Genomic DNA, 26074 nt, shown 5'->3' with positions numbered 1-26074 from the left:
AACTTGAGGGGATCAGCATGATGCACAGCTTCACAGACTTGTCAGAGAGTCGCCTGGTTAACGCTTACGCTTCCCAGGTGGTTAACGCGATCCGGGATGACGCCAGCGCCCCCGGGCTGTATGACGACATTTACACGACGTTACAGCAGCTTCCGCCGTCCAGAATGGTGACGTTGGGTAATCCGGGCCTGAAGGCCTCAGCCTCTTGGTGGGGCGCATTTTTCGGGCTGAGTCTTTCAGCCGATGACATCGACGAACTCAAGGAGATCGCACTGTGAAAATTGACTTCCCGAAAGAACAGGCCGATCAGCTTTATGCCCTGGTAAGGGCGGGCGGTGGTGCGCCTCATACAATCGTTAAGGAGGCGTTAGCCGCCTACCTGAAAAACCATCCTCTTTTAGTCGCTTCCGCAGAAGGAAAACAGAATGCCAGCAACAGCAAGTAAGCCATTTACCGCCGTTTGTCACGAACTGGCAGACATTGAGAGAATCAACGGCAAAGTATTCACCATGAACATGGTTTACACCTATGCACTGATCGAGGGTTACCAGACCAATGGGCAAACCGCCTATTTCTCACAAGACATGCTGAAGCGTCGCCTGGGGGTTACCCGTCAAACAGTTGTAAAACTCCTGGCGGATATGGTGGCTATTGGGCTGATCAACAAGACGGCGCAGATCGGCGGCAAGACTTGCCATTACACTGTAAACCCGATCACCCCGGCTATGTTGGGCACAGGGGAAGCAGGAGCGCCACAGGAACAGCCACAACAGTCCGCTAAGGCCCCGGAAGAGGTGCAGGAACCCAACCACGCGGCGGAAGCTGTAGAAGCGCCTGAAGTGGCGGACATTGTGCCTATAACGGCAGCGGCAGGAGAACAGCCAACGGACTTAATCAGGCTGTATACATCCAAGGTGGAAACGGCGGACCAGACAGACCCGCAACCCGGGGAGACGGCTCCTATGGTGGTGCCATTCCCAAGGGGAGAGATCAAGGAGCCATCCAGGGATTGGGATTTAGACCCAGCCTTTTGATTCTGTAAAATTTAATTGCAATTCCCTACTTTCCGCATTGTGTCAAGTGCCTGCCTAACCCCGCCCGGTAACCCCATAACTCCCTGAAATTTTTATTTCACTTTCTTTTTGTGATTTAAGTCAAATCTGTCTACAGCCCGCGCCGTTGTTGGTTTTCCCCTCTGCATAAAATTATGAATGCTTACTTTCTAATCAGTTGGAGAGTGGCCGTCTGGTCGCTTTTCGTACTGGCTCACCTCTTTCACTATCTCCCCGGCATGGGGTAAGGATGCCCTATGGCACAGAACAACATTGATTTGCTTCTTCAGCAGGTGGCAATTGAGAAGGTCAAACAGGCGCAGCAAAAAGCCGCCAAGGCAGCGGCCCAGATCCGCGCCAACGGGGAGGTCAAGAATGGAAAATAAGATCATCACAAGGACAACCAACGTTGTCGATTTTGAAGTTTCGAAAGAGTCTTACAACCGGGCCAAGAAAAAGATCGAGGATGTGGGCAAGTCATGGGAGAAGGTTGATCAGAAAGTCAAATCAGCCTCCCGCCAACAGCTTGAGAATAATAAAGCTATCGTCCAGGCAAATAACCTGGAGGCAAAACGTTTAGCGTCGCAGAACCGACTGAACGCCGCCAAGGAAAAGGAGCGGGCGATCTCCGCTAAGACAGCCACGCAGCGCAAAATGGAAACGGCGGACCAGCTACGGGCTGAAAGCAAGCTACAACGGGAGTTAGGGAGACGCTTCACCGGGCAGCGTGGGCCACGTGTCCGCCAGCCGTTACCAACAGCCGCCGAGATGGTGCCCGCCGTACAGGGTCTGATCAACGCTCACAGCCCCGAATCAAAAGCCAACGCAGCGAAAGCCGCAGCGCAGGCTATGCGACAGGCCAAACGTGAAGAGGCGCGTTTAGCGAGGGAGGCGGGCAAGGCAGAAAAGCGCCGCTTAGACTACGCCCGTAGACGTTATCTGACTATCCGATCAGAGGCGTACAAAATCCAGAACATTGAGGGCCTGACTAATGCGGAGCGTACAGAAGCAATTCTGAAGATGCGCCGGGTAGCGGATCAGCAGCAGCGTGAAGCCCTGAACGCTCAAGAGACACGATTCGAGCTTCGCAAGATCACCCAAGAGCTACAGAAGCAAGCGCGGTTGCGTCGCCGTATGGCTACCCAGCGGACCCACGGCGGCAACTTTGGGGGCGGTGGTCGCCACCCCGGGCGCGGTTCCAATGGTGTGACGGCGGGTGTGGGTGTTGGCCTCGCAGGTGCAGCGGGGGCAGCGGCGGCGGGACTCCTAGCGGTAGCGGGCGCGTCAATGGCGGTAGCCTCCACACTCCGGGAATCATTTGAACGCCAGAAGCAATACAGCGGCCTCAAAGAGCAGGGAGTAAGCGCCACAGACGCAGACGCGATCCTGTTAGCAGCAAACCAGAAAGGGGCGGGAATCTCTCTTGATAAGCTACAAGATCAGTTTGTTGACTACAAAGACAAGGTAGGTGATTTGTCACTGGGGCAATGGAAAACTGACAAGAAGGGTAACCGCACATACTCCGGCGGTGGTGAGCTGGCAGATGTCGCTAACCTGGCAGAATCCAAGCAAGCTGGAGCGGGAACAGGCGTTATCAAGCGTCTACAATCTACAGACTTCAAAGGGTATCTGTCCTACCTCCGCGAACTCCAGAAGCAGTACAAGCTGACTGATTCAGAGATGACCCTATTTGGGGAATTTATTGATGATGGTTCCAAGACTCTCCGGGCCTTTGATCAAAACGGACAGATCGCCAGTGATGCCCTGAAAACTGTTAAGAACTCTTCTCTGTATCTCACAGACGCGCAGCGTGAGCAGGTGGGCAACCTCCAGAGCAGTATGATGTTATTGGGCCAGGCGTCCAGCGGGCTGGCTGATAACTTCACGTTGGGATTTGCTGAGGCGTTTAATTCTTCGGATGAATTGACCAAAGCAATGGAAAGCCTAGCCCCAGTTATGGAGGGCCTGGGCCGCGCGTCCGCAGACGTCCTAAATTCTTTTGTGCGCCTCTTTGGTTGGCTCTCCCATATCCTCCCGAGTGTAGGCGGTGACGGTACAGCGGCAGGCATTAAGGAGAATTACACGGGGTCACGTGATATGACTCCCAAGTCAGAACAGCCGGAGAAAGGATTCTGGGGAAATCTGTTAGATTTTGACTCCAAGGCTTTCCTTCCGCAGGAGTACGGCGGTAAGGCCCCAAATCTGCCAAAACCTCTACAGGTCCCGGATAACCTCCCGGCGCTAGCCCCATTTAAGGATCTGAAAGTAACCCCGGCCCCCGTGCCAACCTTCAGCCCTTCCAGCCTGACACAATCAGCCGTGAACGCTAAGGCATCACAACAGACCGTTGTTGTGAAGCAGGAGCCTCTACAGGTGAATGTGAACGTGAATGACGGCAAGGTTAAGGATCTTGTGAATGCAACTGTGGATGACCGGGAGCGCGATCACCTCAATATGATGACAGCCGGGCAGATGTAACAGCCCGGCATATACAAAGGCCCACGGCTAACCCCGGCGGGACTTTTTTGTTGTCTGTTACAAAACAAAAAATAAAAAAGTTGACAACTGATACATATTATGAATTGCAATTTGCAAAGAAGCATGAGAAACTAGATATTCATGAGTAGTAAATAAGATTATGAAGTTCCCAACCGCTTAGAGTTGGGACCGGGGAAAGAATCCTCGCCCGTGACTACTCCTAATTCGATTAGGAGAGCCACACAATGTTTTCAGCACGTTCCCGCTTTACTAGTAACGCCACAAAGCCCAATAAGCGCCCAGTCAATGCCCGTACAGGTTACAAGCCTGTGTTGTCCTCCAAGTTTTTCCAGGAGGCAAAATAATGATCTTGTCTCGGGCAAAACTCATCGCTGAAGGTTTCACCCTGACCAAGTCTGCCCGGTTCGGCATCCGCCGGAAGGGTAACGCCGTTGGATCTATCCAATGCAAACGCCCAATTTGTAGCACCTATGCCGGGCAGTGTACGCCGATCGCTGACGTCATCTATACGTTAGCCGTGGGAGACATCCCGGAAGGTCATAAGGTCGTACTCCTTAACCCTGAAGGGCCTTTTACAGTCGATAACGTCGCTCTGTTGACCCCTGAAGAGGCCAAAGCGCGAATTAGCAGGATTCGATCCGAGGGTGCCAAAGGGAAGAGGTCCCCAAAGCCCGCCGGGTTGCCAAAAGGCATCATGGAACGTAAGCCGGGGTATTACGTGGCGTCATTCATGTGTGATGGGAAGCGACACAACAAGGCTGGAAAAGACATCTCAGAATTGACTGTGTGGCTGTTACGCGAGCGTGACGGATTATCTATCGGGGAGATCGTGTAATGATCAGTTTAGTCTCCGCTTATATTCAGGAACAGAAGCGACAAGCGCGAAAGGGCAGACGAAAGCGAAAGTAAAAGAGGAGGGGAGACCGGGACGGTCTCCCTTTTCTTTGTGTTGCAAACACCCCCATTTAAATGGCGTTAAATAGGGATTAAATACCCGGTAAATGAAGCACAGGCCCTAATAAAGGCCCGTAAAGATGGGGAGAAACGGTTGTAAAGTGTACAGGTGTCACTCCCTTAGTGGATGTATTTCATTGATTTTGTGGGAACAATTTTCTATTCATTATGCCTGTGTGTAACAAAATTCACTCTAACCCCAAAATAATTTTTTTCTCAGAAAGTCAAAACCCCGAAAATCTGCAATTGATAGCTATTCTCATCTATGGGTGATAATGATAATTACTCTCAAAAAGACCGGGCGGTAGCCACCGCCCTAAACCCAAAATGTGTTTTTGCTCAAAGGTAAAGCCTGAAGAGGCGGACGCCTCGAAAGGGTAGAAAATAGGGTTAGTGCGTGGAAGTTATCCACAGGTGAACGGCGTTACTCACAGGAGGAATGGAAATACAGGAATGTAAGCCTGAAGAGGCGGATCAGATGGGAAAAGAGTTCCCCCGGAGGGCGTTACAGGAGGTTAAGAGGTTGAAACGTTCAAAAGCGTGCAGGTCTAACCTGTTGCGGGATTGTTAAAAAGGTACGTGTAACAGTCATTATGTTAAATGCACCTGTAAATCCACCCAGCATTCGCTCATTATCTGACCGCGCGATTTACAATAATCTTCTGTAAGCTCATATGCGGCCCTCTGAGACGTCGAGAGGGTTAAGCTGTGTGATTGTATAGAAGAAGGGGAGATAACGCTACAGAGAGGCGCACAGGAGTCCACCCGGGAGGGGTGCCCTGATATTTCCCGAAAATCACATAGGCCCCAGGGGGCGGGGTGTTTGGCTGCCTGGCGGATCTGCCCAAACTCCAAGATATTTGCCACCTCAACAAGGTAGGGCACACCTGGCTTTAGCTATCGTAAAAATATAGCGGTGATACTTAATAACCTGCATACAAGCGATCAGCACCATTTGATGCGCAGGTATAGGATTGGCTGGGGGAGGCTTAATTGAGGGAATAAAAAGCCGGGCGATCCCCGGCCTTTCTCTCAACTAACGTTTTTTATTCGATTGCGAAACTACTGAACCCGCTAAGGTCTTAGTAACATCGCTTGAGCGTGGGTTTTTCAATGCTGCTGATGCTTTGGCTTCCATACCTGCACCAGTCTGGTTTTTTGTCCCGGCCTGGGACAGTACCGAACCCGCTAAACTTTTCTGAATCGCCGAGGCGTTCGGATTGTTAAGGGTCTCTGCTGCCAAATGAGACACGCTTTGTGAAGATTGCTTACTATTCGCTGCCATTCAAACACCTATTCACAATATGGATGATTGGATATATTGTATTTTCAATATCAATAAACACAATATGTAGTGTTTATGATAGTAACGAAGCGGCAAAGTTAGCAAGCTCGGAAAAAAGTTTTCACTGGTTTTATGACCAGTGTCAATTGTTTGATAACTGACCGTTTACGAAGCGGCAGAGGAGTCATATAAGTAGTGTGCAGGCATAAGCCTGTATCACGAGGAATCAGTAAAATGGCTGATGACAAGACCAAAATCGGTACACCTGACAACGATTTAATAAGTATCAAACAGGATTACGAAAGACGTGATTGGGCTAAAAAGTTTGGCGTTAGTGAGGCTAAACTTATTCAAGCTGTTCAAGCCGTAGGTCATTCGGCTAAGAAAGTACAGGCATGGCTTAAAGACCATTGATATATGGGCGCCTTACGGGGCGCTTTATTTTTTTATTGTTCTTTGGGAGAAAGTTAATGGCTAATAATTTATTTATTACTTATGACCTTATAAAAACTAAAGATTACGCGGCTGTTCATGCAGCCATTAAAACGCTGGGTAACTGGGCAAAGGCGACAGAATCTAATTGGTATGTCAATAGTGTCTATTCTGTTGAAAATGCAGCGAAGATTGTCAAAGCCGCAATGGATAATGATGATAGATTAATTGTTGTGGATGCAACAAATAATAATGCTTATTGGTATAACCTTCCTGATGAAGTTGCTGCTCGTATTCGAGCTGAATGGCCACGATAATATAGGGGGGGGCACCCCCCCTTCAATTTATAGAGCATGGTAATAGACACACTCCACATATTCGGCTAACTCTCTCATCCCAGCACCTTTGCTATACGTCCTGAATGCTTCGGTTTTGGCTTTCTGCTCTGTGTGTCCGGTGATGGCCCCGATCCGCTGTTCTGGTACTCCTGCACGGTCTAAACAGGTTATGAACATTCCCCGCAAGCTGTGGAAACACTGCCGATCTGTAGCTGTGGACAATGTGCTGTCACGTAGCCGGGTAAACTTCTGACTGTACCACGGCCCCCGTTTACCATCCTTCCGAATGATATTGTTTGACTGTGCCAGCAGATATTCTCCGCTGTTATTTGCCAGATGTTTATCAATAATGCCGATCAGAAGAGAGTGGATCGGAACGTACCGCACCCCTGCTACAGTCTTGGACTTGCTGACAAAGAAACATCTGACACCCTCCAACATTACAATTTCATCCCGTTTGATGCTGGCGATCTCATCAAGTCGCATTCCTGAATACAGCCCAATCAATATGACATCGCGTAGGACGTCATCCGCTTCTTTGATAAGGGTTACCAGTTGATCGGCTTCAAACGGTTGATAACTTTCAATTGTGCGCCGTGCTTCGAGGTTGTGACCGTGAAACGGGTTACTGTCTGGGATTGCGTCATATCGACGTTTGGCGAACTCGTACAGGCTTCCTAAAGAGGTTAGCCAGTTCTGGATAGTCTGAGGCGCTACCTTCGATTGTTGGCCCTCTATGAAGTCTGTAACCGTTCTGCGTCCTATCTTGTTCAAACCAATATCAACCTGCCCAATACTCTGGAGAAACACTTCTACGGCCCTCGCTGATTTGCTGAGTGTGGAGAATGCCCGGCGCTCACTGTAGACCGTCATATATTCATCGCGTATGACTGCCAATGTTGGGATCGGGGAGATTGCTGAAGGCGCACTCTTGGCCTGTTTTATTGTGGTATGGAGCGTGGTGATCGCGTTCTGGATGCGTATATCTTCGCGGTCAGGGTTAAGCAGGGCCTTCAGATTATTGAACTCAATCAACATGTGGTTTCTGAAGTGGCGAGCCTTTTCGATATCCTTCGTCCCGGTGGATTTTCTCCAGGCTCGTTTGTTGTCGAATATGTGGCGCATGTACTTTGGTACGAAGATTTGGAAAACCCAGATCCCGCAATGACTTTGAAAAAGATACTGATTGTTCTTGATAGCCATGATTACGATCCTATAGGATCACGCTATCAGGTACGAAAATATGTACAATGTTGAGATGGACTAACGAGAGCTTCCCAAGCTCTATACGAGGGTTCGATTCCCTTCGCCCGCTCCAAAACTCTCTCCCTGTAGTTATTCTTTATAAATGTTAAATAGCGACACCGAAATCCGGTGGCAGTGTGCTGTTACCTTCACCCAGATTACGTTGTAGCAATACCGTGTCGAGCCATAGTCCATGTTTGAAGCCAATGTTTTTCAGTGTGCCGATTTCCGTAAATCCGGCCTGCTGATGGACTTTTAACGATCCCTGATTATTGCTGTCGCCGACGATGGCAATCAGTTGCCGATAGCCCTGTGCTTCAGCCCAGCCGATCACATGACGCAGTAAAGCTTTTCCTACACCCTGACGCTGAGCCGTTGGAGCAATATAAATCGAATCCTCAAGGGTATAGCGGTAGGCATAACGCTCGCGATAGCGGGTGAGGTAGCAATACCCGATGACCTTATCTTCCTGTAGCGCGACGACCCACGGCAGCCCGAGGCTGCGGATTTTTTCCAGACGAGCAAACATCTGGTGAGCATCCGGCGGCTCGGTTTCAAAGCTGCCGGTACCGTGAAGAACATGATGTGCATAGATATCGCGTATGGCGGGGATGTGCTTTTCTTCTGCGTTAACGATTTTCATTGACCGGCTCCCATTGGCGTCTTTGCCCAGATTACCTGAAAGACTGAGGGGAAGGTAAGTGCAAAAAATTATGCTTCGATCAGTTGCTTGCAATGCTAATAGGCTTTCATATTGTAAGGGGAAATAATTGATTGTGGTTGATGTTGTCAATAATACGCAAGGTTGGTAAATACATTAACGCGTAGAGTAATACACAATTATTTGTGCACGTCTTCGAGCGTGTATCCAAATACCAATTATGGTAGGTTTCGAAAAATGATGAATAAAGTTATTTGATTTCAATGTGTTGTTTCTGTATCTAATTCTTCTTGCGCCTGTACCCTTATTTTCATTTCATTGGCCCTGTTTGAGCCCTAAAAATTAAGTTATATTTTGTTGTTAGCAGAGAGCCTATTATCAGACTTTTCTCTATTCACCTCTCAAAATAGTTACCATGCAAACAGTTGCGCGGTGTAGCTATGCTAACCAGCAATAGTAAGCATCGTCACATGATGTCACCGGGCAAACTTTGTTTAAATCCAGAATTCAATCCCAAGAGTATTAGGATTATTTAGTCTAAAATACTTTTTTGACTAAGACTTTTCTTATTCCATAGCCACGAACTACATGGAGTGATAAAATTCCCGAGTTTATGCCTCCTGCTCAACGATTAGGGGACGCGGTGCGGGTAGTCAATAAGACGAAAGAATTAATTGCTTTATAACCCTATTACGAAATAAGCGGCAGTGCATCTTACATGGTCGGCAATCGTCAGGGATTGACCTTAACTTATTGAAAACGCTTATTTTTACTCTGATGTAAGATATAAGGGCAGATATGTTCAGTATGCGTCGACATGCCAACTTCATTAAACGTTTTAAGTCTGTAAGCTGTTTATTTACGGCCAGCATTCTTTTCCCTATGCAAATCTCTGCTGCGGTATCAGATTATGATGCTTTGGTTATTGAAGCGCGGGGGGGGAATAGTGCGCCGCTATTGCGCTACCTTGAGGATCAGGGAAAGAAAAGTGCGCTAACGCCAAACCAGGTTGCCGACTGGCTGCAAGTTTCCAGTTGGGTTGAGAACAACGATAAAACAACAATTGAAATCTGGCAGCGGTATCGTGGGCAGATGGATGTACCTGCACGGGGAAAAGTCGCCGCAGCGCGTGCGTATCGTAACCAGAAAAACTGGAATGATTCATTGGCGGTATGGGAAAGTGTTTTACAGCAAGAACCTGATAACGTGGATGTACGCACCGGCTGGATAATGACGCTGGCAGATGCGCGCTACAATCAGCAAGCCCTTACCGAAGCGAATAAATGGGCTCAGGCACATCCGGGCGCAGATTCCGACGCATTGCTTGCCTATGTATATCATTCTCAGGGGAAAAATTGGGATGCACTGTTGGTTGCCAGCCAGGCGGATGACGTCGATCCTGGCAACAAAAATGCAAAATCCACGCTGTTGTCTGCGCTGTCAGCGAACCGTGTTTCCGGACCAGCCTTAAATATGGCGGAAGTCGTACCCACGGCAGATCCTGTGAAGCGTCGCCTTGAGCTTGATGCGGCGGCTGAAATGGTCCGATCCTCTTATACGTCCGCACGTAATGAAGAAGAACGTTTTATCGTAGCAGATAAAGCGCTGGCCCGTTATGACCAGTTGTTGGCGGCCTGGAAAGATGAGCCGTCTGCGCAGAATGATGTCCGCCGGGCGAGAATAGACCGTATGGGTGCCCTGTTGGTGCGTAAGCGTACTGCCGAAGTGATCGAGGAATATGAGTCCCTTTCCGCAAGCGGCGAAGTACCAAACTACGCAAAACGTTGGGTGGCATCAGCATGGTTAAGCGAGCGTCAGCCGGAAAAAACCGAAGCGATGTTGGCGAGCATCTACTACCCAAATGGGCCTATCCCGGTGACGCCGCTCAGTCCAGAGGATCAACAAGATCTGTTCTATGCACACATTGATAATGAAAACTTCGATGCTGCCAAAAAACAAGTCGATGATTTGATCAAAGAGAGTCCGTATCTGCGGCGTATCTATGGCTCGCCAACGCCGCAGCCTAACGATAACTGGCTGCTCGGACAGTCGCTGCTGACGCAATATCATATCGCTGCCAATGAACTGCCAGAGGCAGAAAAGCTCGCAGAGCATCTGGCACGAACAGGCTCCGGTAACCAGGGACTGCGCATTTCCTATGCCTCTGTGCTTGAAGCGCGTGGATTGCCGCATGCGGCGGAGAAAGAGCTTAAGCTGGCGGAAGTGATTGAGCCAAGCAACCTGGAGCTGGAGCGTCAGCAGGCTTACGTTGCGCTGGATCTCCAGGAATGGAAGCAGGCCGATGAACTGACGGATGACGTTATTGCCCGTAGCCCGGATGATGAAGCGACGCTGCGCCTCGCGCGTATTCGTGATGTCCACAAAATGTCGGAAGTGCGCATTAGCGGCACGCAGGGGATCTCGTCCGATAGCCCGGTCAGCGGTAAGAATGACTTCAACATCAACACGGCTATTTACAGTCCGCCGATTAATGACAACTGGCGACTGTTTACTGGATTCAACTTCGCTACCGGTGAATTTGAGGAAGGGAAGGGCATCAGCCGCGATCTGGCGGTGGGTGCAGAATGGACTTCCCGTGATTACTGGGCGGAAATGGAAGTGTCTGGCCGAAATTATGGCGATGGTCAGAAGATTGGGGGGCGTCTATCCGGCTGGCATGACTTCAATGACAACTGGCGCGTAGGCGGTTCGGCCGAGCGCTTGTCGCGTAATACGCCATTGCGCGCGCTGCGTAGCGGTGTGTATGCCAACGGCGGCGATATGTTCGTTCGCTGGTATCAAAACGAACGACGTGAATATCAACTGTCGTTTGCTGCATCACATTTCTCAGACGGTAACGATCGCATCGAATACGGACTCAGCGGAAAAGAGCGCATCTGGACCACGCCTCGCTTCACGCTGGACTTTACGCCGGGCATTGGCGGGAGCACCAACACCAAAGAGAATGTGCCGTATTACAACCCGAAGAGTGATTTTTCGGTTGTCCCTGGCCTGAGCGCTGAGCAGGTTCTTTACCGCCACTATGATACCGTCTGGACGCAGCAAGGTCTGGCAGGCGTAGGTGGCTACTGGCAGCAAGGTGAAGATGCAGGCGCTATCGTCCAGGTCGGATACGGACAACGGCTTAAATGGAACAACGTCGTAGATGGCGGGGTGATGCTGATTTGGGATAAACGCCCCTATGACGGTAAACGTGAGCGGAATATCTCCCTCGCTTTCGATTTAAATGTCAGGTTTTAAGGATTGTTCATGCTGAAAAGATGCCTGTGGCTTAGCGCATTAATCGCTGGCTGGTTGATGATTACCGCGTGCAGCAGCGCGCACAATACAACGCCTCGCTATGTTCCTCCTGGGGAGAGAACACCGCTGACGGCGGATCATCAGTGGCCGAAAAATAGTTTCCTGGTACTGGGTTATCACGATGTTGAAGATGGTGCTGCCGACCAGCGTTACCTCTCTGTGCGTACCAGCGCGTTGAGCGACCAAATGGCCTGGCTGCGTGATAATGGCTATCAGCCGATCAGCGTGCAGCAAATTCTGGATGCCCATGACGGTAAAATTGTACTGCCGGAAAAAGCGGTATTACTCACCTTTGATGACGGGTATAGCAGTTTTTATACCCGCGTCTGGCCATTGCTGAAAGCCTACAACTGGCCTGCGCTCTGGGCGCCAGTAGGCAGTTGGGTTGATGCACCAGCCAACAAAAAAGTCGATTTTGGCGGCTTAATGACAGCGCGAGATAAATTCGCCACCTGGAAAATGGTCGAAGAAATGGGGAAATCGCCGTTGGTGGAAGTCGGTGCGCACACCTGGAACTCGCACTTTGGCGCTGAGGCCAATCCGCAGGGGAGTAAAGAGCCAGCTGTAGCGAACCGCCTGTATGATAAGAAAACCGGCACTTACGAAACGGACGAACAGTACACGCGACGTATAAACACGGATATTTCTCTGATCACTAACAAGATAAAATCGGTGACAGGGAAATCGCCGCGCGCGTGGGTATGGCCGTACGGCGCAGCCAACGGCACGACGTTAAACCTGGCCAAAGAGCATGGCTATAAGATGGCCTTTACGCTTAATGAAGGGTTGGCGAATGCCGCGTTTCTCGATGATATTCCGCGCGTGCTGATCTCTGATAACCCATCCCTTAAGCGCTTTGCCAGTCAGGTCGCTCAGGTCCGTGAGCCACAGACGATGCGCGTGATGCATGTCGATCTGGATTACGTGTATGACAAGGACCCTGCTCAGCAGAAGCGAAATATCGATAAGCTGATCCAGCGCGTTTATGACATGCGTATTTCTCATGTCTTCCTGCAGGCGTATGCCGACCCTAAAGGCGACGGGAATATTCGTGAGGTCTATTTCCCCAACCGCTGGCTGCCGATGCGTGCCGATCTCTTTAACTATATCTCCTGGCAATTACAAACGCGGGCAGGGGTGACGGTATATGCCTGGATGCCGGTTCTGGCTTTCGATCTCGACGCGTCTATTCCACGCGTAACCGCATGGGATCCGAAAACGGGACGTACTGCTATCAATCACGAGAACTATGTCCGCCTTTCACCCTGGAGCAGCGAAGCGCGTCAGCGCATCACTGAAATCTACGAAGACCTGGCGAAGCACGCCAGTTTCAAAGGTATTTTGTTTCATGACGATGCTTTCCTGACGGACTTTGAAGATGCGTCACCGGAGGCGTTAGCCGCCTACCGTGCCGCAGGGCTTCCGGGCAGTATCGAGCAAATACGTAATAATCCTCAGGCGTTCGAGCGCTGGACGCGCCTGAAAAGTAAGATGCTGATCGACTTCACCAAACAGCTGACCCAGTCTGTGCGTAATATTCGCGGTCCACAGGTGCAAACTGCGCGCAATATTTACGCCATGCCGGTACTGGAGCCTGAAAGTGAAGCCTGGTTTGCACAAAACCTGAATGATTTCCTCAATACCTATGACTGGACGGCGCCGATGGCGATGCCATTCATGGAACAGATCCCGGCCAATGATGCCAACGCATGGCTTGACCGACTGGTGAATGCCGTTGCACAAAACCCTGGGGCGCTGGATAAAACCGTGTTTGAACTGCAGGCACGAGACTGGCGTAAATCCGGGGATCAGGCTGAAATCAGCGGAAAACAAATAGCCGAATGGATGCGCCAGCTGAAATTAAGCGGTGCAGGTAACTACGGCTATTACCCGGATGATTTCATCAGCGACAAACCTGAGATGTCAGAGATTCGCTCGACGTTCTCCTCATACTGGTATCCGCAAAAATGACCGATCGCATTATTGCTTTCCTGATACTTTGCCTGATGTTCAGCCTGCCGTTTGGCGTGGCTGTCATCTTTACAGGTGAAGTGATGTTGAACTTCGTCTTCTTCTGGCCTTTGTTCATGTCTGCTTTGTGGATAAGCGGCGGAGTCTATTTCTGGTTTTACCGTGAACGTCACTGGAAATGGGGAGATGACACGCCACCACCGACCCTGCCGGGGAATCCACTGGTTTCCATTCTGATCCCCTGTTTTAACGAAGGGATCAACGCGCGTGAAACCATTGAGGCCGCACTGGCACAGCGATATAAGAATATCGAAGTGATTGCCATCAACGATGGTTCAACGGATGACACTCACGACGTGCTGGAACAACTGGCAGTGGAATACCCCAGCCTGCGGGTGATTCATCTGGCTGAAAACCAGGGCAAAGCGCTGGCGCTCAAGACCGGTGCGGCCGCGGCGCGCAGCGATTACCTGGTGTGCATTGATGGCGATGCGTTACTGGATCGTGATGCCGTTGCCTATATTGTGGCTCCACTGATCCAGTTCCCGCGCGTTGGTGCGGTGACGGGGAATCCGCGTATTCGAACCCGCTCTACGTTAATCGGCCGTGTGCAGGTCGGTGAGTTCTCTTCCATTATCGGCTTAATTAAGCGTACTCAACGAGTCTATGGGCAGATCTTTACCGTTTCAGGCGTAGTTGCGGCGTTTCGTCGTCGCGCGCTGGCCGAGGTCGGTTACTGGAGCCCGGACATGATCACTGAAGATATCGATATCAGTTGGAAGCTGCAATTGCGCCACTGGTCGGTATTCTTTGAGCCGCGCGCACTGTGTTGGATCCTGATGCCTGAAACGTTAAAAGGGCTGTGGAAGCAGCGTTTGCGCTGGGCGCAGGGTGGTGCAGAGGTGTTTATCGTTAACATGCGTCGTCTGTGGTCGTGGGAGTTCCGTCGCATGTGGCCGCTGTTTCTTGAGTTTTGTTTTTCTACCGCCTGGTCGTTTGCCTATGCGATCAGTATCGTGCTGTTCCTGTTAGGGCTGATGATCCCGATGCCGGACTCGCTGTATGTGCAGCATCTGTTCCCGCCAGCCTTTACCGGACTTATCCTCGGCGTGGTGTGCTTGCTGCAGTTTGCGGTGAGCCTGATGATTGAACGACGTTATGAAAAAGGCATTGGCGCCTCGTTGTTCTGGATTATCTGGTTCCCGGTGGTGTACTGGATGCTAAGCCTGTTCACCACGCTGGTCGCGTTCCCGAAAGTGATGCTCAAACGCAAACGCGGCAGAGCGCGGTGGGTGAGTCCTGACCGTGGAATTGGGAGGATCGAATCGTGAATCAGCCACTGATCTTTACGGAGCGGCGTCTGCTGCCTCGCATTATCGATGTGTTGTTGACGCTCATCGCCTGGGTTGGTTTCTTATACCTGATCTATAAAGGGTTGATCACGGCCCTGGCGCATTCACCGTATATGGGGGTGCGACCCTTTTTCACCACGCTGGATACGGTCACGTTTTATATCCTTGTCGCCCTGGTCAACGGCCTGGTGCTAATTGGCTGGGCTAAGTACAACCAGTTTCGTTTTCGGGTGGAACGCCGCAGTCGCAGACCCGGGCTGGAAGACCATGAGCTGGCAGAAAGTTTGCGTATTACCCGGGAGCTGGTTACGGAACTGAACAAGGCGAGGGTGCTGACGGTCCACCATCATGAGAATGGCGAAATCAGTCATATCGATGTGGACAGGGATATTGCCGATAACCGCCTCCCGCCGCCAACGCCTGCGATGCTGGAGTATTTGCCACCAGAGCAGCAGCCGTCGTTGCAGAACAGGCCCGAGTGATATTTCTGCTTTCAGCAGCTTCCTTCAGCCTCGCATAGGTCTATGATTAGACCCAGACAATAAAAAAATGTGAGGCAATGTCGTGGATAAGGAACTACTGGATGCAGGTTACCGGGCCTATACCGGCGAGAAGATTGACGTCTATTTCAACACGGCGATATGTCAGCATTCGGGCAATTGCGTGCGGGGAAGCGCGAAACTGTTTAACCTGAAACGTAAACCGTGGATCATTCCGGATGAAGTGGATGTCGAGACGGTCATCAAGGTCATCGATACCTGTCCGAGCGGTGCGCTGAAATATCGCCAGAAATGAGTGAGGGGACCATGGAAATTCTTGCAGGCCACAACAAGTTTTATGTCAATGATGCTGAGGGCAACCAGGTTGCCGAGATAGTATTTGTGCCGACGGGCGAGCATCTGAGCATCATTGAACATACCGATGTCGACCCCAGCCTGAAAGGTCAGGGCGTCGGCAAACAGCTGGTGGCGAAAGTGGTAGAGAAGATGCGCGCTGAAAACCGCAAAGTTATTCCGCTGTGCCCGTTTGCCAAACATGAATTTGATAAAACCCGCGAGTACGACGATATCCGCGCCTGATCATCTTATGTGTACCGGAAGGTATAACAGCCATCCGGTTCATCACTCCCGATGCAGCAGATCCTGATAAATCCCCGTCAGTATCCCTTGTGGCCCAAACTCTTTTTTAATCCACTGAGTTACACGACCGGTTGCCGAATGCTGGGTGGCCAACAGCATTCGTGAATCCTGACGCGGGTTGTGGATCTGCCGCGTCACCAGCAACGACTTTTCCATCGCCTCGCGCACCATGTAGTCCGGCAGAAAACCGATGCCTTCACCCAGGATCTGGCACTGGCACTTGGTATTAAAATCGGGAACCAGAATCGACTCCTGTCCGTGTAACAGCCAGCCGACCTTCTTGTTGATGGTGTGTGCGGTGTCTTCCACCATGATGTTCGGGTACAGGCGTAACTGGCTCTCAGAAATGGGTTCCGGCATAAAGGCGAGGGGATGATCCGGGGCAATCGCAAACGACCAACGGATCGCGCCGATCTCGGTGTAATCAATTCCGCCGCCGTCCAGTAACGTATCGGGTGCGCCAATGGCGATATTAGCCAGGTTGTTGATGATCGAATCCCAGACGCCGTTATACACCTCGGTGGTGACGGTTATCTGGCAGGTTGGAAACTGTTTCTTGAGTACCTGCAGCAGCCGCGCTGTATGTTGAGGGGTATACAAAAGCTGGTTAATGCAGATGCGTACCCGGGCTTCAATGCCCTGAGCGATGGTATCAATGCTGCGCTTGATTGCGTGGAAATCGTTGAGCAGGTCGGTCGCCTTGCGAAACAGGTAGCGCCCGGACTCGGTCAGTTCAATGCTGCGAGTACTGCGGGTAAACAGCACCACGTCGAGACCCATTTCCATGCGCTTAATGGTGTAACTAATTGCCGATGTGGTTAAGCCAAGCTCTTCAGCCGCCTTGCTAAAGCTGCTGTAGCGGGCAGCCATCGTAAACGCCAGTAGGTTTTCCTCGGTAAATATTGAATTCATCTTTCTCCCCTCCGGCGACAATGCGCATCCGCAACACGATGATTGTTGAATGTATTTGTAATCCTTATACAGAGCAATCAGTTTTGAACAAAATTTAACACTACTTTTACATTTGATTTGAAGGCAATCACACTTCTGTATTTTAATTGCAGGCCGCTATCCGTGCAGCATACCGCCTGATTCACCGGACTACTGATTAGTGGCTAAAAGGGCCCCAGCCATAAGGGAAAGATTGCACTACAGCACGTTTTGTTCTCATTGTTAAAATTGATTCAATAATCGATGCGCTAACGATGAATGAAATTTAAGCGGATGTTATTCTCTGCACTCTGTTGCTATTCTCAGGTTATCGGATATTTAAAAAGTCTAAAAAACTGCAGGAGAGCGATTATGTCAGAGAAAGAACTCATTACTGAATTTCTGCTGGCGGCAGAACAGGGCAATGCCGATGGATTAAAATCCTGTCTGGCAAAAAATGTGGATATTAATGCCACTAACCGCCAGGGGCGTACTGCCATTATTATTGCCAGCCTGAATAAACATTATGACTGTGTTTCTTTATTGATTGCTGAGGGTGCCGATATTAATAAACAAGATCAAACTTGTTTTAACCCCTTCCTGATTAGCTGCCTGACGAATGATTTAACGCTGTTGCGTACGGTATTACCGGCTAACCCCGACCTTAATTGTCTGAGCCGTTTTGGCGGTGTCGGTATTACGCCAGCCAGCGAAAAAGGCCATGTCGAGATCGTGCGTGAGCTGCTGCTGCGTACCGATATCAATGTCAACCACACTAATTTTGTTGGCTGGACGCCGCTCCTGGAAGCCATCGTACTTAATGACGGTGGCGCGAAGCAGCAGGAGATCGTTAAGCTGCTGCTCGACCATGGGGCAAACCCGCACATGACGGATAAATACGGTAAAACTCCGCTGGAACTGGCGCGAGAGAAAGGGTACCACGAAATTGCCGAGCTGCTGATTGCGGCCGGAGCCTGACACAGGAGCGCCATTATCGCTACGCCATCACGGCGATGCGTACGGGCGCTAACCGCAGACAGCGCGTTTCTCACTTTCCGGGGAACGGGGCGGGTTGAACAGGTTTTTTCCCACGCGGTAAACCTGTTGATACCTGAACAGCAGCGGCTGCTGACGTTACTGAGTGAAGATTGTGATAACGCACCTAACAGCTGTCGGCTGGCGCTGACGCATTGTGACGACCTGTTTCACCCCGGTGAGCTGGTCAATTTTAGCGGGTCGGGAATAGTTGTTGGCAATGATAAATGGATAGAAACCGCCGGTTGCCTGCTGTGGCGAATACCACGGTGGACATCTGATGCAGCAAGTCTTGCCGCAGTCGGCTGGCAGCATTGGGATGAGGTTATCCGCCAACAGCTAAGAAGCGACGACACATTATTTCTGTATCAGGGTGACAATCCGTTTTTTCAGGAAATCACCCGTCAATTACACAACCGCCGACAAACATTACTGACGGCGTTGCGTACAGGAGAAAATATCTCTACAGCGGTCAGCCATTTAATTGGTTTGGGGATTGGTCTGACGCCCTCATCGGATGATTATTTAGTGGGCCTAAGCACTATTCTATTTATTCCCGGACATCCGCTGAGGAAATATCGTGAAGATTTTTTAGCAGCTTTACAATGTGCCGGAAATAATACGACGCTACTCAGCAAAATAACATTAGAGGAAGCTTTTCATCAGCGTTATCGGGAAAGCATTGGACGGCTGCTCAACCATATTATTACTGAGCAACAACCCGTTTCTACACAATATATTACTGACATTAAAAATATTGGCTCAAGTTCTGGCTGCGACATGCTGTATGGCATGGCAGATGCCTGCGCCCTGAGCCACAGGTCCGGAGGGAATTATGTCGATCAGGATAGTTGTTAAAAAGAACACGTATTTTGATTCTGTCTCACTGATGTCTATCTCCACGCGCGCAAATAAGCTCGATGGTGTTGAGCAGGCGTTCGTGGCTATGGCGACAGAAATGAATAAGGGCGTGCTGAAGAATCTCGGCCTGCTCACGCCTGAGCTGGAAGAGGCGAAGAGTGGCGATCTGATGATTGTCATTAAAGGCGCGAGCGACGAAGCAAACGCGCAAACGCTGGTGGCGATTGACGATCTGTTTACGCATAAAGAGCAGGGTGGCCAGCACGAAGCGCGCTATGCCACGCTGGCCAGCGCGAAGAAGCACGTTCCCGACAGCAACCTGGCGGTGATCTCGGTCAACGGCCTGTTTGCCGCGCGTGAAGCGCGTCAGGCGCTGCAAAATAACCTCAACGTGATGTTGTTCTCTGACAACGTCTCTCTTGAAGACGAGCTGACGCTTAAGCAACTGGCGCACGAAAAAGGGCTGTTGATGATGGGGCCAGACTGCGGAACCGCCATCATTAACGGCGCGGCGCTGTGTTTTGGCAACGCAGTGCGTCGCGGCAACATCGGAATTATTGGTGCGTCCGGTACCGGTAGCCAGGAGCTGAGCGTACGCATTCACGAGTTTGGCGGCGGAATTTCCCAACTGATTGGCACCGGTGGACGCGATCTGAGTGAGAAGATTGGCGGCCTGATGATGCTTGACGCGATTGGCATGCTGGAGGCCGATCCGCAAACTGAGATCATCGCTCTTATCTCCAAACCTCCTGCGCCAGCGGTGGCGCGCAAGGTGCTGGAACGTGCGCGCGCCTGTCATAAGCCCGTGGTGGTGTGTTTCCTCGGACGTGAAGCCGCGCCTGCGGATGAAAAAGGCCTGCAGTTTGCCCGCGGTACTAAAGAGGCGGCGTTGAAAGCGGTACTGCTGACCGGCGTGAAAAAAGAGAGCCTGGATCTGCATCCGCTCAACTGGCCGCTGATTGAAGAGGTTCGCGCCCGTCTGACCCCGCAACAAAAGTACATCCGTGGCTTGTTCTGCGGTGGCACGTTGTGCGATGAGGCGATGTTTGCTGCCATGGAAAAACATGCCGAAGTTTACAGCAACATTCATCCGGACCCGGCGTTCCGCCTGCAAGATCTCAACCGCAGCGTGGCGCATACCTTCCTCGATTTCGGTGATGACGATTTTACCAACGGTAAACCGCACCCGATGATCGATCCCACCAACCGCATTAGTCGTCTGTTGCAGGAAGCGCGCGATCCTGAAGTCGGCGTGATCGTGATGGACTTCGTCCTTGGTTTTGGATCGCATGAAGATCCGGTTGGCGTGATGCTCGACGCGATCGTTGAAGCCAAAGCGATCGCCGCCGCAGACGGTCGTCCGCTTGAGATCCTCGGCTATGTGCTGGGGACCGATCTTGATACGCCGTCGCTGGAAAAACAATGTCAGATGCTGACTGATGCGGGCGTTATCTGGGCGAGCAGTAGCACCAACACCGGATTGCTGGCGCGTGAATTTATCTGTAAAGGGGAGGAAGCCTGATGAGCCAGACACTGTTTAACCAGCCACTGAACGTGATTAACGTCGGTATCGCGATGTTCAGCGATGACCTGAAAAAGCAGAACGTTCCAGTGACCCAGCTCGACTGGACGCCGCCGGGTCAGGGCAACATGCAGGTGGTTGCTGCACTGGACGAGATTGCCGATTCGCCGCTGGCAGACAAAATCGCTGCTGCTAACCAGCAGGCGCTGGAACGTATTATTCAGTCGCATCCGGTGCTGATTGGCTATGACCAGGCAATCAATGTCGTACCGGGGATGACCCGCAACACCATCCTGCATGCCGGGCCGCCGATCCGCTGGGAAAAAATGTGCGGTGCGATGAAGGGCGCGGTCACCGGGGCGCTGGTGTTTGAAGGACTGGCGAAAGATCTGGATGAAGCTGCCGAACTGGCCGCCTCGGGTGAAATTATCTTCTCACCATGTCACGAGCATGACTGCGTTGGCTCGATGGCGGGTGTGACCTCTGCGTCGATGTTTATGCACATCGTTGAGAACAAAACCTACGGCAACCGCGCATATACCAATATGAGCGAGCAGATGGCGAAGATCCTGCGTATGGGCGCGAACGATCAGAGCGTTATTGATCGTCTGAACTGGATGCGTGATGTGCTGGGACCGATGCTGCGCGATGCCATGAAGCTGGCGGGCGAAATCGATCTGCGCCTGATGTTGGCGCAGGCGCTACACATGGGCGATGAGTGCCATAACCGTAACAACGCCGGGACGGCGCTGCTGATTCAGGCGCTGACGCCGTGGATTATTCAGACCGGTTATCCGGTTGAGCAGCAGCGTGAGGTGTTCGAGTTCGTCCTCAGCAGCGATTACTTCTCCGGGCCGACCTGGATGGCGATGTGTAAAGCCGCAATGGACGCCGCCCACGGCATTGAATACAGCACCGTGGTGACGACGATGGCGCGAAACGGTGTTGAGTTCGGTCTGCGCATCAGCGGCTTACCGGGTCAGTGGTTTACCGGTCCGGCGCAGCAGGTGATTGGCCCGATGTTTGCAGGCTACAAGCCGGAAGATTCCGGACGTGATATTGGCGATAGCGCGATCACCGAAACCTACGGCATTGGCGGTTTCGCCATGGCGACGGCACCGGCCATCGTGGCACTGGTGGGTGGTACGGTCGAAGAGGCCGTTGATTTCTCGCGCCAGATGCGTGAAATCACTCTCGGCGAAAACCCCAACGTCACCATTCCGCTGCTAGGTTTTATGGGCGTACCGACTGCTATCGATATTACGCGCGTGGGCAGCACCGGCATTCTGCCAGTGATTAACACCGCCATTGCGCACAAAGATGCGGGGATCGGCATGATCGGCGCCGGAATAGTCCACCCGCCGTTCGCCTGTTTTGAAAAGGCGATCCTCAACTGGCGCGACCGCTACTGCCAATAACAACAATCGGGGCTAACGCGGTTAGCCCCACAGTAGCGAAGCGAAAAACGTTGCTTACCTGCAGGGCTGGGCGATCTCCGCGATCGCAAACGATGCTTAACCTGTTAAGGATATTCCATGAACAGCATAAAACTAGAATGGAAACGTGGTGACTGGGCAGCTTACTTTGGGCTGATGACCAACAACCTGACTAACCTGCTGACAATGATGGGGCTGCTCATTTTTGTCGTCGGGATCCCTACTGAAATTGTCTATGGTCGCATTGCGCCTGCCTTTGGTCTGGCGGTGCTGGTAGCCAGCGTCTGCTACGCCTGGTTTGGCCTGCAGATGGCAAAACACACCGGGCGTAAAGACGTGACGGCGCTGCCGTCCGGACCGAGCGCACCGTCAATCTTTACCGTAACCTTCCTGGTACTGATGCCGGTTTATCAGCAAACCAAAGATGCCAACTTTGCTATCCAGATAGCCCTGGTGTGGTGCTTTGTCGAAGCGTTGATCCTGGTCGGCGGCTCCTTCCTGGGCGAGACCATCCGCAATATGATTCCACGTACGGTACTGCTTTCTTGTCTGTCCGGCCTGGGACTGTTGCTGCTGGCGATGAACCCTATGCTGCAGGCATTCGAAGCGCCGACCGTCTCTTTCATCGTCCTGTTGCTGATCTTCATTAACTGGTTCGGTAAGAAGCCGATTTTTGCCCGCATTCCTACCGGTTTGCTGCTGCTGATTGCCGGTACGGCCCTGGCGTGGATCTCCGGTTTACAAAGCCCGGAAGCCATTAAAGCGTCGATGTCTTCCTTTGGCTTCAACCCGCCGGAAATTCATGTCGACAGCTTCTTGCAAGGTTTGCCGCATGCACTGCCGTATCTGGCTTCTGCGGTTCCTCTGGGTCTGGCGAACTACATTTTCGACCTTGAGAACATTGAAAGTGCACACGCGGCGGGGGATGAGTACAACACCCGTAAGGTGATGATGGCGAACGGCTTTGCCTCCATGCTCGGCTGCATGCTGGGCAACCCGTTCCCGGTGACCGTGTATGTTGGGCATGCGGGCTGGAAAGCGATGGGCGCCAGTATCGGCTATACCCTCGCTTCAGGCATCACCATGTTGCTGGTACCGCTGTTTGGCCTGGGCGCGTTTATGCTCGCCATTATTCCGATGACTGCGATAGTGCCGATTCTGGTGTTTATCGGCGTGGTGACCGCCAACCAGGTGGTGCGAGAAACGCCCAAAGTCGAGGTTCCCGTTATCTTCATCTGCCTGTTCCCGTGGATCGCTAACTGGGCATTGACCATCGTTAACAGCGTGATGGGCGCCGCCGGAACATCCGCGGGGAAACTGGGTAGCGACTTATTGCACAGCAAAGGTGTCTATTACGACGGACTGGTGCATCTGGGAAGCGGCGCGCCGCTGGCCAGCATGCTGTGGGGCTGCGTCGCTATCTTCGCCATTATGAATAAGCCGCTGCGCGGGGCGATTGCCGCAGCCTTTGGGGCACTGTTATCGCTGTTTGGCGTGATCCACTCCCCGGCAGTTGGCTTTGCTGAGGGCAGCTCGATGATGTTTGTTGTGGCCTACCTGATGATGAGCGGCATGTTTGTCCTCAAGCATGTTCTTGATAGCCGTGAAGCGGTGACTGCGCCTGAGCAGGAACCGACGAAAACGACCTGAATCGCCTGTAAGCGGAAGATAACACTATGAAAGAACTTGTGGTCGTTGCCATTGGCGGCAACAGCATTATCAAAGATAACGCCAGCCAGTCGATTGAGCACCAGGCTGAAGCGGTGAAGGCGGTGGCGGATACGGTGCTGGAGATGTTGGCATCGGACTACAACATTGTGCTGACGCACGGTAACGGGCCGCAGGTGGGGTTGGATCTCCGACGTGCGGAAATCGCGCACGAGCGTGAAGGGTTGCCGCTTACCCCGCTGGCAAACTGCGTCGCAGATACGCAGGGGGGCATCGGCTATTTGATCCAACAGGCGCTGAACAACCGTCTGGCGCGGCGCGGCGAGCAGAAGGCAGTCACGGTAGTCACGCAGGTGGAGGTCGACAAAAACGATCCGGGCTTTGCTAATCCGACCAAGCCTATCGGGGCGTTCTTTAGCGCAGCGCAGCGCGATGAGTTGCTGCGGGTCAATCCAGGCTGGCGCTTTGTTGAGGATTCGGGACGCGGCTACCGCCGGGTTGTGGCTTCCCCTGAACCAAAACGTATTGTTGAAGCAGAGGCGATCAAAACGCTGACTCAGCAGGGGTTCGTGGTGATTGGTGCGGGTGGTGGTGGCATCCCGGTGGTGCGTAGCGATCAGGGGGATTACCAGAGCGTGGATGCGGTGATTGATAAAGATCTCTCCACGGCGTTGCTGGCACAGGAGATCCGCGCCGACATTCTGGTGATCACCACCGGCGTCGAGCAGGTCTGTATTCATTTTGGCAAACCTAACCAGCAGGCGCTGGATACGGTGGATGTCGCCACGATGACCCGTTACATGCAGGAGGGACATTTCCCGCCGGGCAGCATGTTACCCAAGATTGTTGCCAGCCTGGCGTTTCTGGAGCGTGGCGGTAAACGAGTGATCATCACCACGCCGGAATGCCTGCCCGCCGCACTGCGCGGCGAAACGGGCACCCATATTGTCCATTCCTGAGAGGAGATGCGAATGAAGGAAAGTAACAGCCGCCGTGAATTTTTAAGCCAGAGCGGAAAAATGGTCACTGCCGCCGCGCTGTTTGGCGCAGTCGCCCCGGTCGCGTATGCTGCTAATCCTGTCGGGAACACCTGCGGGTCGAAGAGCACAATGACGATTAACGATAAGCACTATTACCTGGATAACGTCCTGCTGGAAGCGGGGTTTGATTACGAAAACTCAGTGGTGGTGCACACCCGTACCGCGCTGCAAACCGTTGAAATCCAGGACGGGAGAATAGTTGCGCTGCGCGAGAATAAGCAGCATCCGGATGCGACGCTGCCGCACTACGATGCGGGTGGAAAGCTGATGCTGCCCGCCATGCGCGACATGCATATCCATCTGGATAAAACCTTTTACGGCGGTCCCTGGCGTTCGCTGAACCGTCCGGCGGGCACCACCATTCAGGATATGATCCGCCTGGAACAAAAGCTGCTGCCTGAACTCCAGCCTTACACCCAGGAGCGCGCGGAAAAGCTGATCGATCTGCTGCAATCAAAAGGTACCTCGATTGCCCGCAGCCACTGCAACATAGAACCGGTTTCCGGACTGAAAAACCTGGAGAACCTGCAGGCGGTGCTGGCGCGTCGCCAGCCGGGTTTTGCCTGTGAAATTGTGGCATTTCCACAGCATGGTCTGCTGTTATCAAAATCTGAACCGCTAATGCGTGAAGCGATGCAGGCGGGAGCGCATTATGTCGGCGGTCTGGACCCAACCAGCGTGGATGGGGCGATGGAAAAATCCCTCGACACCATGTTCCAGATTGCGCTCGATTACAACAAAGGCGTGGATATCCATCTGCATGAAACCAGTCCGGCGGGCGTGGCGGCGGTGAATTACATGGTAGAAACGGTGGAGAAAACGCCGCAGTTAAAGGGCAAACTGACCATCAGCCACGCGTTTGCGCTGTCTACGCTGAACGAACAGCAGGTGGATGAACTCGCAACCCGCATGGCGGCGCAGCAGATTACCATTGCCTCGACGGTGCCGATTGGCACGATGCACATGCCGCTAAAACAGCTGCGCGGCAAAGGCGTGGAAGTGATTACCGGGACCGACAGCGTGATTGACCACTGGTCGCCGTACGGCCTGGGAGACATGCTGGAGAAGGCGAATCTGTACGCGCAGCTCTATATTCGCCCGAATGAACTCAACCTGTCGCGGGCGCTGTTCCTCGCTACCGGTGATGTGCTGCCGCTTAACGATAAAGGTGAGCGCGTCTGGCCGAAAGCGCAGGATGAAGCCAGCTTTGTGCTGGTCGATGCCTCATGCTCAGCGGAAGCGGTCGCGCGAATCTCCCCACGCACTGCGACCTTCTACAAAGGCCAACTGGTGTGGGGGAATGTCGCAAGCTAGTTTGGTTTTCCGCGCAGCG

25 protein-coding genes are annotated in these 26074 nt (G+C 52.2%); 21 read left to right on the top strand and 4 right to left on the bottom strand.

The features are described 5' to 3' along the window. Positions 1-20 precede the first annotated feature (20 nt). The 6 genes from OGV74_RS07320 (at position 21) to OGV74_RS07295 (ending at position 4386) form a co-directional block, all read left to right on the top strand. Positions 21-278: a hypothetical protein gene (locus OGV74_RS07320; protein WP_251998179.1), complete on the top strand. Its 258-nt coding sequence runs from the start codon at positions 21-23 to the stop codon at positions 276-278. Continuing rightward, positions 275-445, top strand: coding sequence for a hypothetical protein (locus OGV74_RS07315; RefSeq protein ID WP_007777902.1), 171 nt, complete (start codon positions 275-277; stop codon positions 443-445). The genes OGV74_RS07320 and OGV74_RS07315 overlap by 4 nt, the downstream gene beginning before the upstream one ends. Further along, positions 426-1034 (top strand): helix-turn-helix domain-containing protein, encoded by a 609-nt coding sequence (locus tag OGV74_RS07310; RefSeq protein ID WP_050500419.1) that lies wholly within the window; start codon positions 426-428, stop codon positions 1032-1034. Before OGV74_RS07315 ends, OGV74_RS07310 begins: the two co-directional genes overlap by 20 nt. A 275-nt stretch (positions 1035-1309) precedes the next feature. Next, positions 1310-1438 (top strand): hypothetical protein, encoded by a 129-nt coding sequence (locus tag OGV74_RS07305; protein WP_255238438.1) that lies wholly within the window; start codon positions 1310-1312, stop codon positions 1436-1438. Beyond that, the gene (locus tag OGV74_RS07300; protein ID WP_045293211.1) at positions 1428-3530 is read left to right on the top strand and encodes a hypothetical protein; all 2103 of its coding nucleotides are present in this window, start codon (positions 1428-1430) and stop codon (positions 3528-3530) included. The genes OGV74_RS07305 and OGV74_RS07300 overlap by 11 nt, the downstream gene beginning before the upstream one ends. A gap of 364 nt (positions 3531-3894) precedes the next feature. After that, the gene (locus OGV74_RS07295) at positions 3895-4386 is read left to right on the top strand and encodes a hypothetical protein (RefSeq protein WP_032968402.1); all 492 of its coding nucleotides are present in this window, start codon (positions 3895-3897) and stop codon (positions 4384-4386) included. Between the two features lie 1155 nt (positions 4387-5541). Here the strand turns inward: OGV74_RS07295 and OGV74_RS07290 are convergent. After that, positions 5542-5790, bottom strand: coding sequence for a hypothetical protein (locus tag OGV74_RS07290; RefSeq protein WP_071602994.1), 249 nt, complete (start codon positions 5788-5790; stop codon positions 5542-5544). Between the two features lie 234 nt (positions 5791-6024). Here OGV74_RS07290 and OGV74_RS07285 point away from each other — a divergent pair, with 234 nt between their 5' ends. Both OGV74_RS07285 and OGV74_RS07280 read left to right on the top strand, forming a co-directional pair. Further along, positions 6025-6204 (top strand): DUF3606 domain-containing protein, encoded by a 180-nt coding sequence (locus OGV74_RS07285; protein WP_032968401.1) that lies wholly within the window; start codon positions 6025-6027, stop codon positions 6202-6204. A gap of 56 nt (positions 6205-6260) precedes the next feature. Further along, complete coding sequence (locus tag OGV74_RS07280) at positions 6261-6539, top strand: hypothetical protein (RefSeq protein WP_048957349.1); 279 nt, start codon at positions 6261-6263, stop codon at positions 6537-6539. A 27-nt stretch (positions 6540-6566) separates the two neighbouring features. On the opposite strand, the gene OGV74_RS07275 is transcribed toward OGV74_RS07280, so the two are convergent. Next, positions 6567-7763: a tyrosine-type recombinase/integrase gene (locus OGV74_RS07275; protein WP_007777892.1), complete on the bottom strand. Its 1197-nt coding sequence runs from the start codon at positions 7761-7763 to the stop codon at positions 6567-6569. A gap of 148 nt (positions 7764-7911) precedes the next feature. Next, complete coding sequence (locus tag OGV74_RS07270) at positions 7912-8448, bottom strand: GNAT family N-acetyltransferase (RefSeq protein ID WP_032949993.1); 537 nt, start codon at positions 8446-8448, stop codon at positions 7912-7914. An 816-nt stretch (positions 8449-9264) separates the two neighbouring features. Here OGV74_RS07270 and pgaA point away from each other — a divergent pair. The 6 genes from pgaA (at position 9265) to OGV74_RS07240 (ending at position 16189) form a co-directional block, all read left to right on the top strand. Next, positions 9265-11727, top strand: coding sequence for a poly-beta-1,6 N-acetyl-D-glucosamine export porin PgaA (pgaA, locus tag OGV74_RS07265; RefSeq protein WP_086504527.1), 2463 nt, complete (start codon positions 9265-9267; stop codon positions 11725-11727). A gap of 9 nt (positions 11728-11736) precedes the next feature. Next, positions 11737-13758, top strand: a complete 2022-nt coding sequence (gene pgaB, locus OGV74_RS07260; protein ID WP_003846429.1) for a poly-beta-1,6-N-acetyl-D-glucosamine N-deacetylase PgaB — start codon at positions 11737-11739, stop codon at positions 13756-13758. After that, the gene (gene pgaC / locus OGV74_RS07255; protein WP_003033859.1) at positions 13755-15089 is read left to right on the top strand and encodes a poly-beta-1,6-N-acetyl-D-glucosamine synthase; all 1335 of its coding nucleotides are present in this window, start codon (positions 13755-13757) and stop codon (positions 15087-15089) included. Before pgaB ends, pgaC begins: the two co-directional genes overlap by 4 nt. Further along, complete coding sequence (gene pgaD, locus OGV74_RS07250; RefSeq protein WP_003033860.1) at positions 15086-15592, top strand: poly-beta-1,6-N-acetyl-D-glucosamine biosynthesis protein PgaD; 507 nt, start codon at positions 15086-15088, stop codon at positions 15590-15592. The genes pgaC and pgaD overlap by 4 nt, the downstream gene beginning before the upstream one ends. An 82-nt stretch (positions 15593-15674) precedes the next feature. Next, complete coding sequence (yjdI, locus tag OGV74_RS07245; RefSeq protein WP_003033864.1) at positions 15675-15905, top strand: 4Fe-4S mono-cluster protein YjdI; 231 nt, start codon at positions 15675-15677, stop codon at positions 15903-15905. 11 nt (positions 15906-15916) lie between these two features. After that, complete coding sequence (locus OGV74_RS07240; protein ID WP_003033869.1) at positions 15917-16189, top strand: GNAT family N-acetyltransferase; 273 nt, start codon at positions 15917-15919, stop codon at positions 16187-16189. A gap of 42 nt (positions 16190-16231) precedes the next feature. On the opposite strand, the gene OGV74_RS07235 is transcribed toward OGV74_RS07240, so the two are convergent. Further along, a complete protein-coding gene (locus OGV74_RS07235; RefSeq protein WP_003033874.1) occupies positions 16232-17161 on the bottom strand; it encodes a LysR substrate-binding domain-containing protein in 930 nt (309 codons plus the stop codon). 390 nt (positions 17162-17551) lie between these two features. Here OGV74_RS07235 and OGV74_RS07230 point away from each other — a divergent pair, with 390 nt between their 5' ends. From OGV74_RS07230 to OGV74_RS07200, 7 genes are all read left to right on the top strand, one after another. After that, positions 17552-18157, top strand: coding sequence for an ankyrin repeat domain-containing protein (locus OGV74_RS07230; RefSeq protein WP_003033877.1), 606 nt, complete (start codon positions 17552-17554; stop codon positions 18155-18157). A 15-nt stretch (positions 18158-18172) separates the two neighbouring features. Then, positions 18173-19072 carry an oxamate carbamoyltransferase subunit AllH family protein gene (locus tag OGV74_RS07225; RefSeq protein ID WP_487295513.1) on the top strand — a complete coding sequence of 300 codons (900 nt, stop codon included), beginning with the start codon at positions 18173-18175 and terminating at the stop codon, positions 19070-19072. Continuing rightward, the gene (gene fdrA, locus OGV74_RS07220) at positions 19050-20597 is read left to right on the top strand and encodes an acyl-CoA synthetase FdrA (protein ID WP_003033884.1); all 1548 of its coding nucleotides are present in this window, start codon (positions 19050-19052) and stop codon (positions 20595-20597) included. The genes OGV74_RS07225 and fdrA overlap by 23 nt, the downstream gene beginning before the upstream one ends. After that, positions 20597-22015 (top strand): YlbE family protein, encoded by a 1419-nt coding sequence (locus OGV74_RS07215; protein WP_003033887.1) that lies wholly within the window; start codon positions 20597-20599, stop codon positions 22013-22015. The genes fdrA and OGV74_RS07215 overlap by 1 nt, the downstream gene beginning before the upstream one ends. Before the next feature lie 117 nt (positions 22016-22132). Beyond that, complete coding sequence (locus OGV74_RS07210) at positions 22133-23683, top strand: xanthine permease (protein WP_286520596.1); 1551 nt, start codon at positions 22133-22135, stop codon at positions 23681-23683. A gap of 26 nt (positions 23684-23709) precedes the next feature. Beyond that, entirely contained in the window at positions 23710-24660 is a 951-nt protein-coding gene (locus OGV74_RS07205) for a carbamate kinase family protein (RefSeq protein WP_046670326.1), read from the top strand. A 12-nt stretch (positions 24661-24672) separates the two neighbouring features. Further along, positions 24673-26055: an amidohydrolase family protein gene (locus OGV74_RS07200; protein ID WP_086504522.1), complete on the top strand. Its 1383-nt coding sequence runs from the start codon at positions 24673-24675 to the stop codon at positions 26053-26055. Positions 26056-26074: the final 19 nt, after the last annotated feature.

The organism is Citrobacter sp. Cf116, from assembly GCF_030336505.1.
Lineage (GTDB): Bacteria > Pseudomonadota > Gammaproteobacteria > Enterobacterales > Enterobacteriaceae > Citrobacter > Citrobacter freundii.
Note: the sequence above shows the minus strand (reverse complement) of the source record. Positions and strands in the feature narration are given on the sequence as shown.

What these genes read in the sequence shown, in the direction of transcription:
- OGV74_RS07305 (WP_255238438.1), top strand. Translation starts at nt 1,310, where the DNA reads ATGGCACAGAACAACATTGATTTGCTTCTTCAGCAGGTGGCAATTGAG.
- fdrA (WP_003033884.1), top strand. Translation starts at nt 19,050, where the DNA reads ATGTCGATCAGGATAGTTGTTAAAAAGAACACGTATTTTGATTCTGTC.
- OGV74_RS07275 (WP_007777892.1), bottom strand. Translation starts at nt 7,763, where the DNA reads ATGGCTATCAAGAACAATCAGTATCTTTTTCAAAGTCATTGCGGGATC.
- pgaB (WP_003846429.1), top strand. Translation starts at nt 11,737, where the DNA reads ATGCTGAAAAGATGCCTGTGGCTTAGCGCATTAATCGCTGGCTGGTTG.
- pgaC (WP_003033859.1), top strand. Translation starts at nt 13,755, where the DNA reads ATGACCGATCGCATTATTGCTTTCCTGATACTTTGCCTGATGTTCAGC.
- OGV74_RS07310 (WP_050500419.1), top strand. Translation starts at nt 426, where the DNA reads ATGCCAGCAACAGCAAGTAAGCCATTTACCGCCGTTTGTCACGAACTG.
- OGV74_RS07280 (WP_048957349.1), top strand. Translation starts at nt 6,261, where the DNA reads ATGGCTAATAATTTATTTATTACTTATGACCTTATAAAAACTAAAGAT.
- OGV74_RS07205 (WP_046670326.1), top strand. Translation starts at nt 23,710, where the DNA reads ATGAAAGAACTTGTGGTCGTTGCCATTGGCGGCAACAGCATTATCAAA.
- OGV74_RS07200 (WP_086504522.1), top strand. Translation starts at nt 24,673, where the DNA reads ATGAAGGAAAGTAACAGCCGCCGTGAATTTTTAAGCCAGAGCGGAAAA.
- OGV74_RS07300 (WP_045293211.1), top strand. Translation starts at nt 1,428, where the DNA reads ATGGAAAATAAGATCATCACAAGGACAACCAACGTTGTCGATTTTGAA.
- OGV74_RS07235 (WP_003033874.1), bottom strand. Translation starts at nt 17,161, where the DNA reads ATGAATTCAATATTTACCGAGGAAAACCTACTGGCGTTTACGATGGCT.
- OGV74_RS07295 (WP_032968402.1), top strand. Translation starts at nt 3,895, where the DNA reads ATGATCTTGTCTCGGGCAAAACTCATCGCTGAAGGTTTCACCCTGACC.
- OGV74_RS07230 (WP_003033877.1), top strand. Translation starts at nt 17,552, where the DNA reads ATGTCAGAGAAAGAACTCATTACTGAATTTCTGCTGGCGGCAGAACAG.
- OGV74_RS07270 (WP_032949993.1), bottom strand. Translation starts at nt 8,448, where the DNA reads ATGAAAATCGTTAACGCAGAAGAAAAGCACATCCCCGCCATACGCGAT.
- OGV74_RS07215 (WP_003033887.1), top strand. Translation starts at nt 20,597, where the DNA reads ATGAGCCAGACACTGTTTAACCAGCCACTGAACGTGATTAACGTCGGT.
- OGV74_RS07285 (WP_032968401.1), top strand. Translation starts at nt 6,025, where the DNA reads ATGGCTGATGACAAGACCAAAATCGGTACACCTGACAACGATTTAATA.
- pgaA (WP_086504527.1), top strand. Translation starts at nt 9,265, where the DNA reads ATGTTCAGTATGCGTCGACATGCCAACTTCATTAAACGTTTTAAGTCT.
- OGV74_RS07240 (WP_003033869.1), top strand. Translation starts at nt 15,917, where the DNA reads ATGGAAATTCTTGCAGGCCACAACAAGTTTTATGTCAATGATGCTGAG.
- OGV74_RS07320 (WP_251998179.1), top strand. Translation starts at nt 21, where the DNA reads ATGCACAGCTTCACAGACTTGTCAGAGAGTCGCCTGGTTAACGCTTAC.
- OGV74_RS07210 (WP_286520596.1), top strand. Translation starts at nt 22,133, where the DNA reads ATGAACAGCATAAAACTAGAATGGAAACGTGGTGACTGGGCAGCTTAC.
- OGV74_RS07290 (WP_071602994.1), bottom strand. Translation starts at nt 5,790, where the DNA reads ATGGCAGCGAATAGTAAGCAATCTTCACAAAGCGTGTCTCATTTGGCA.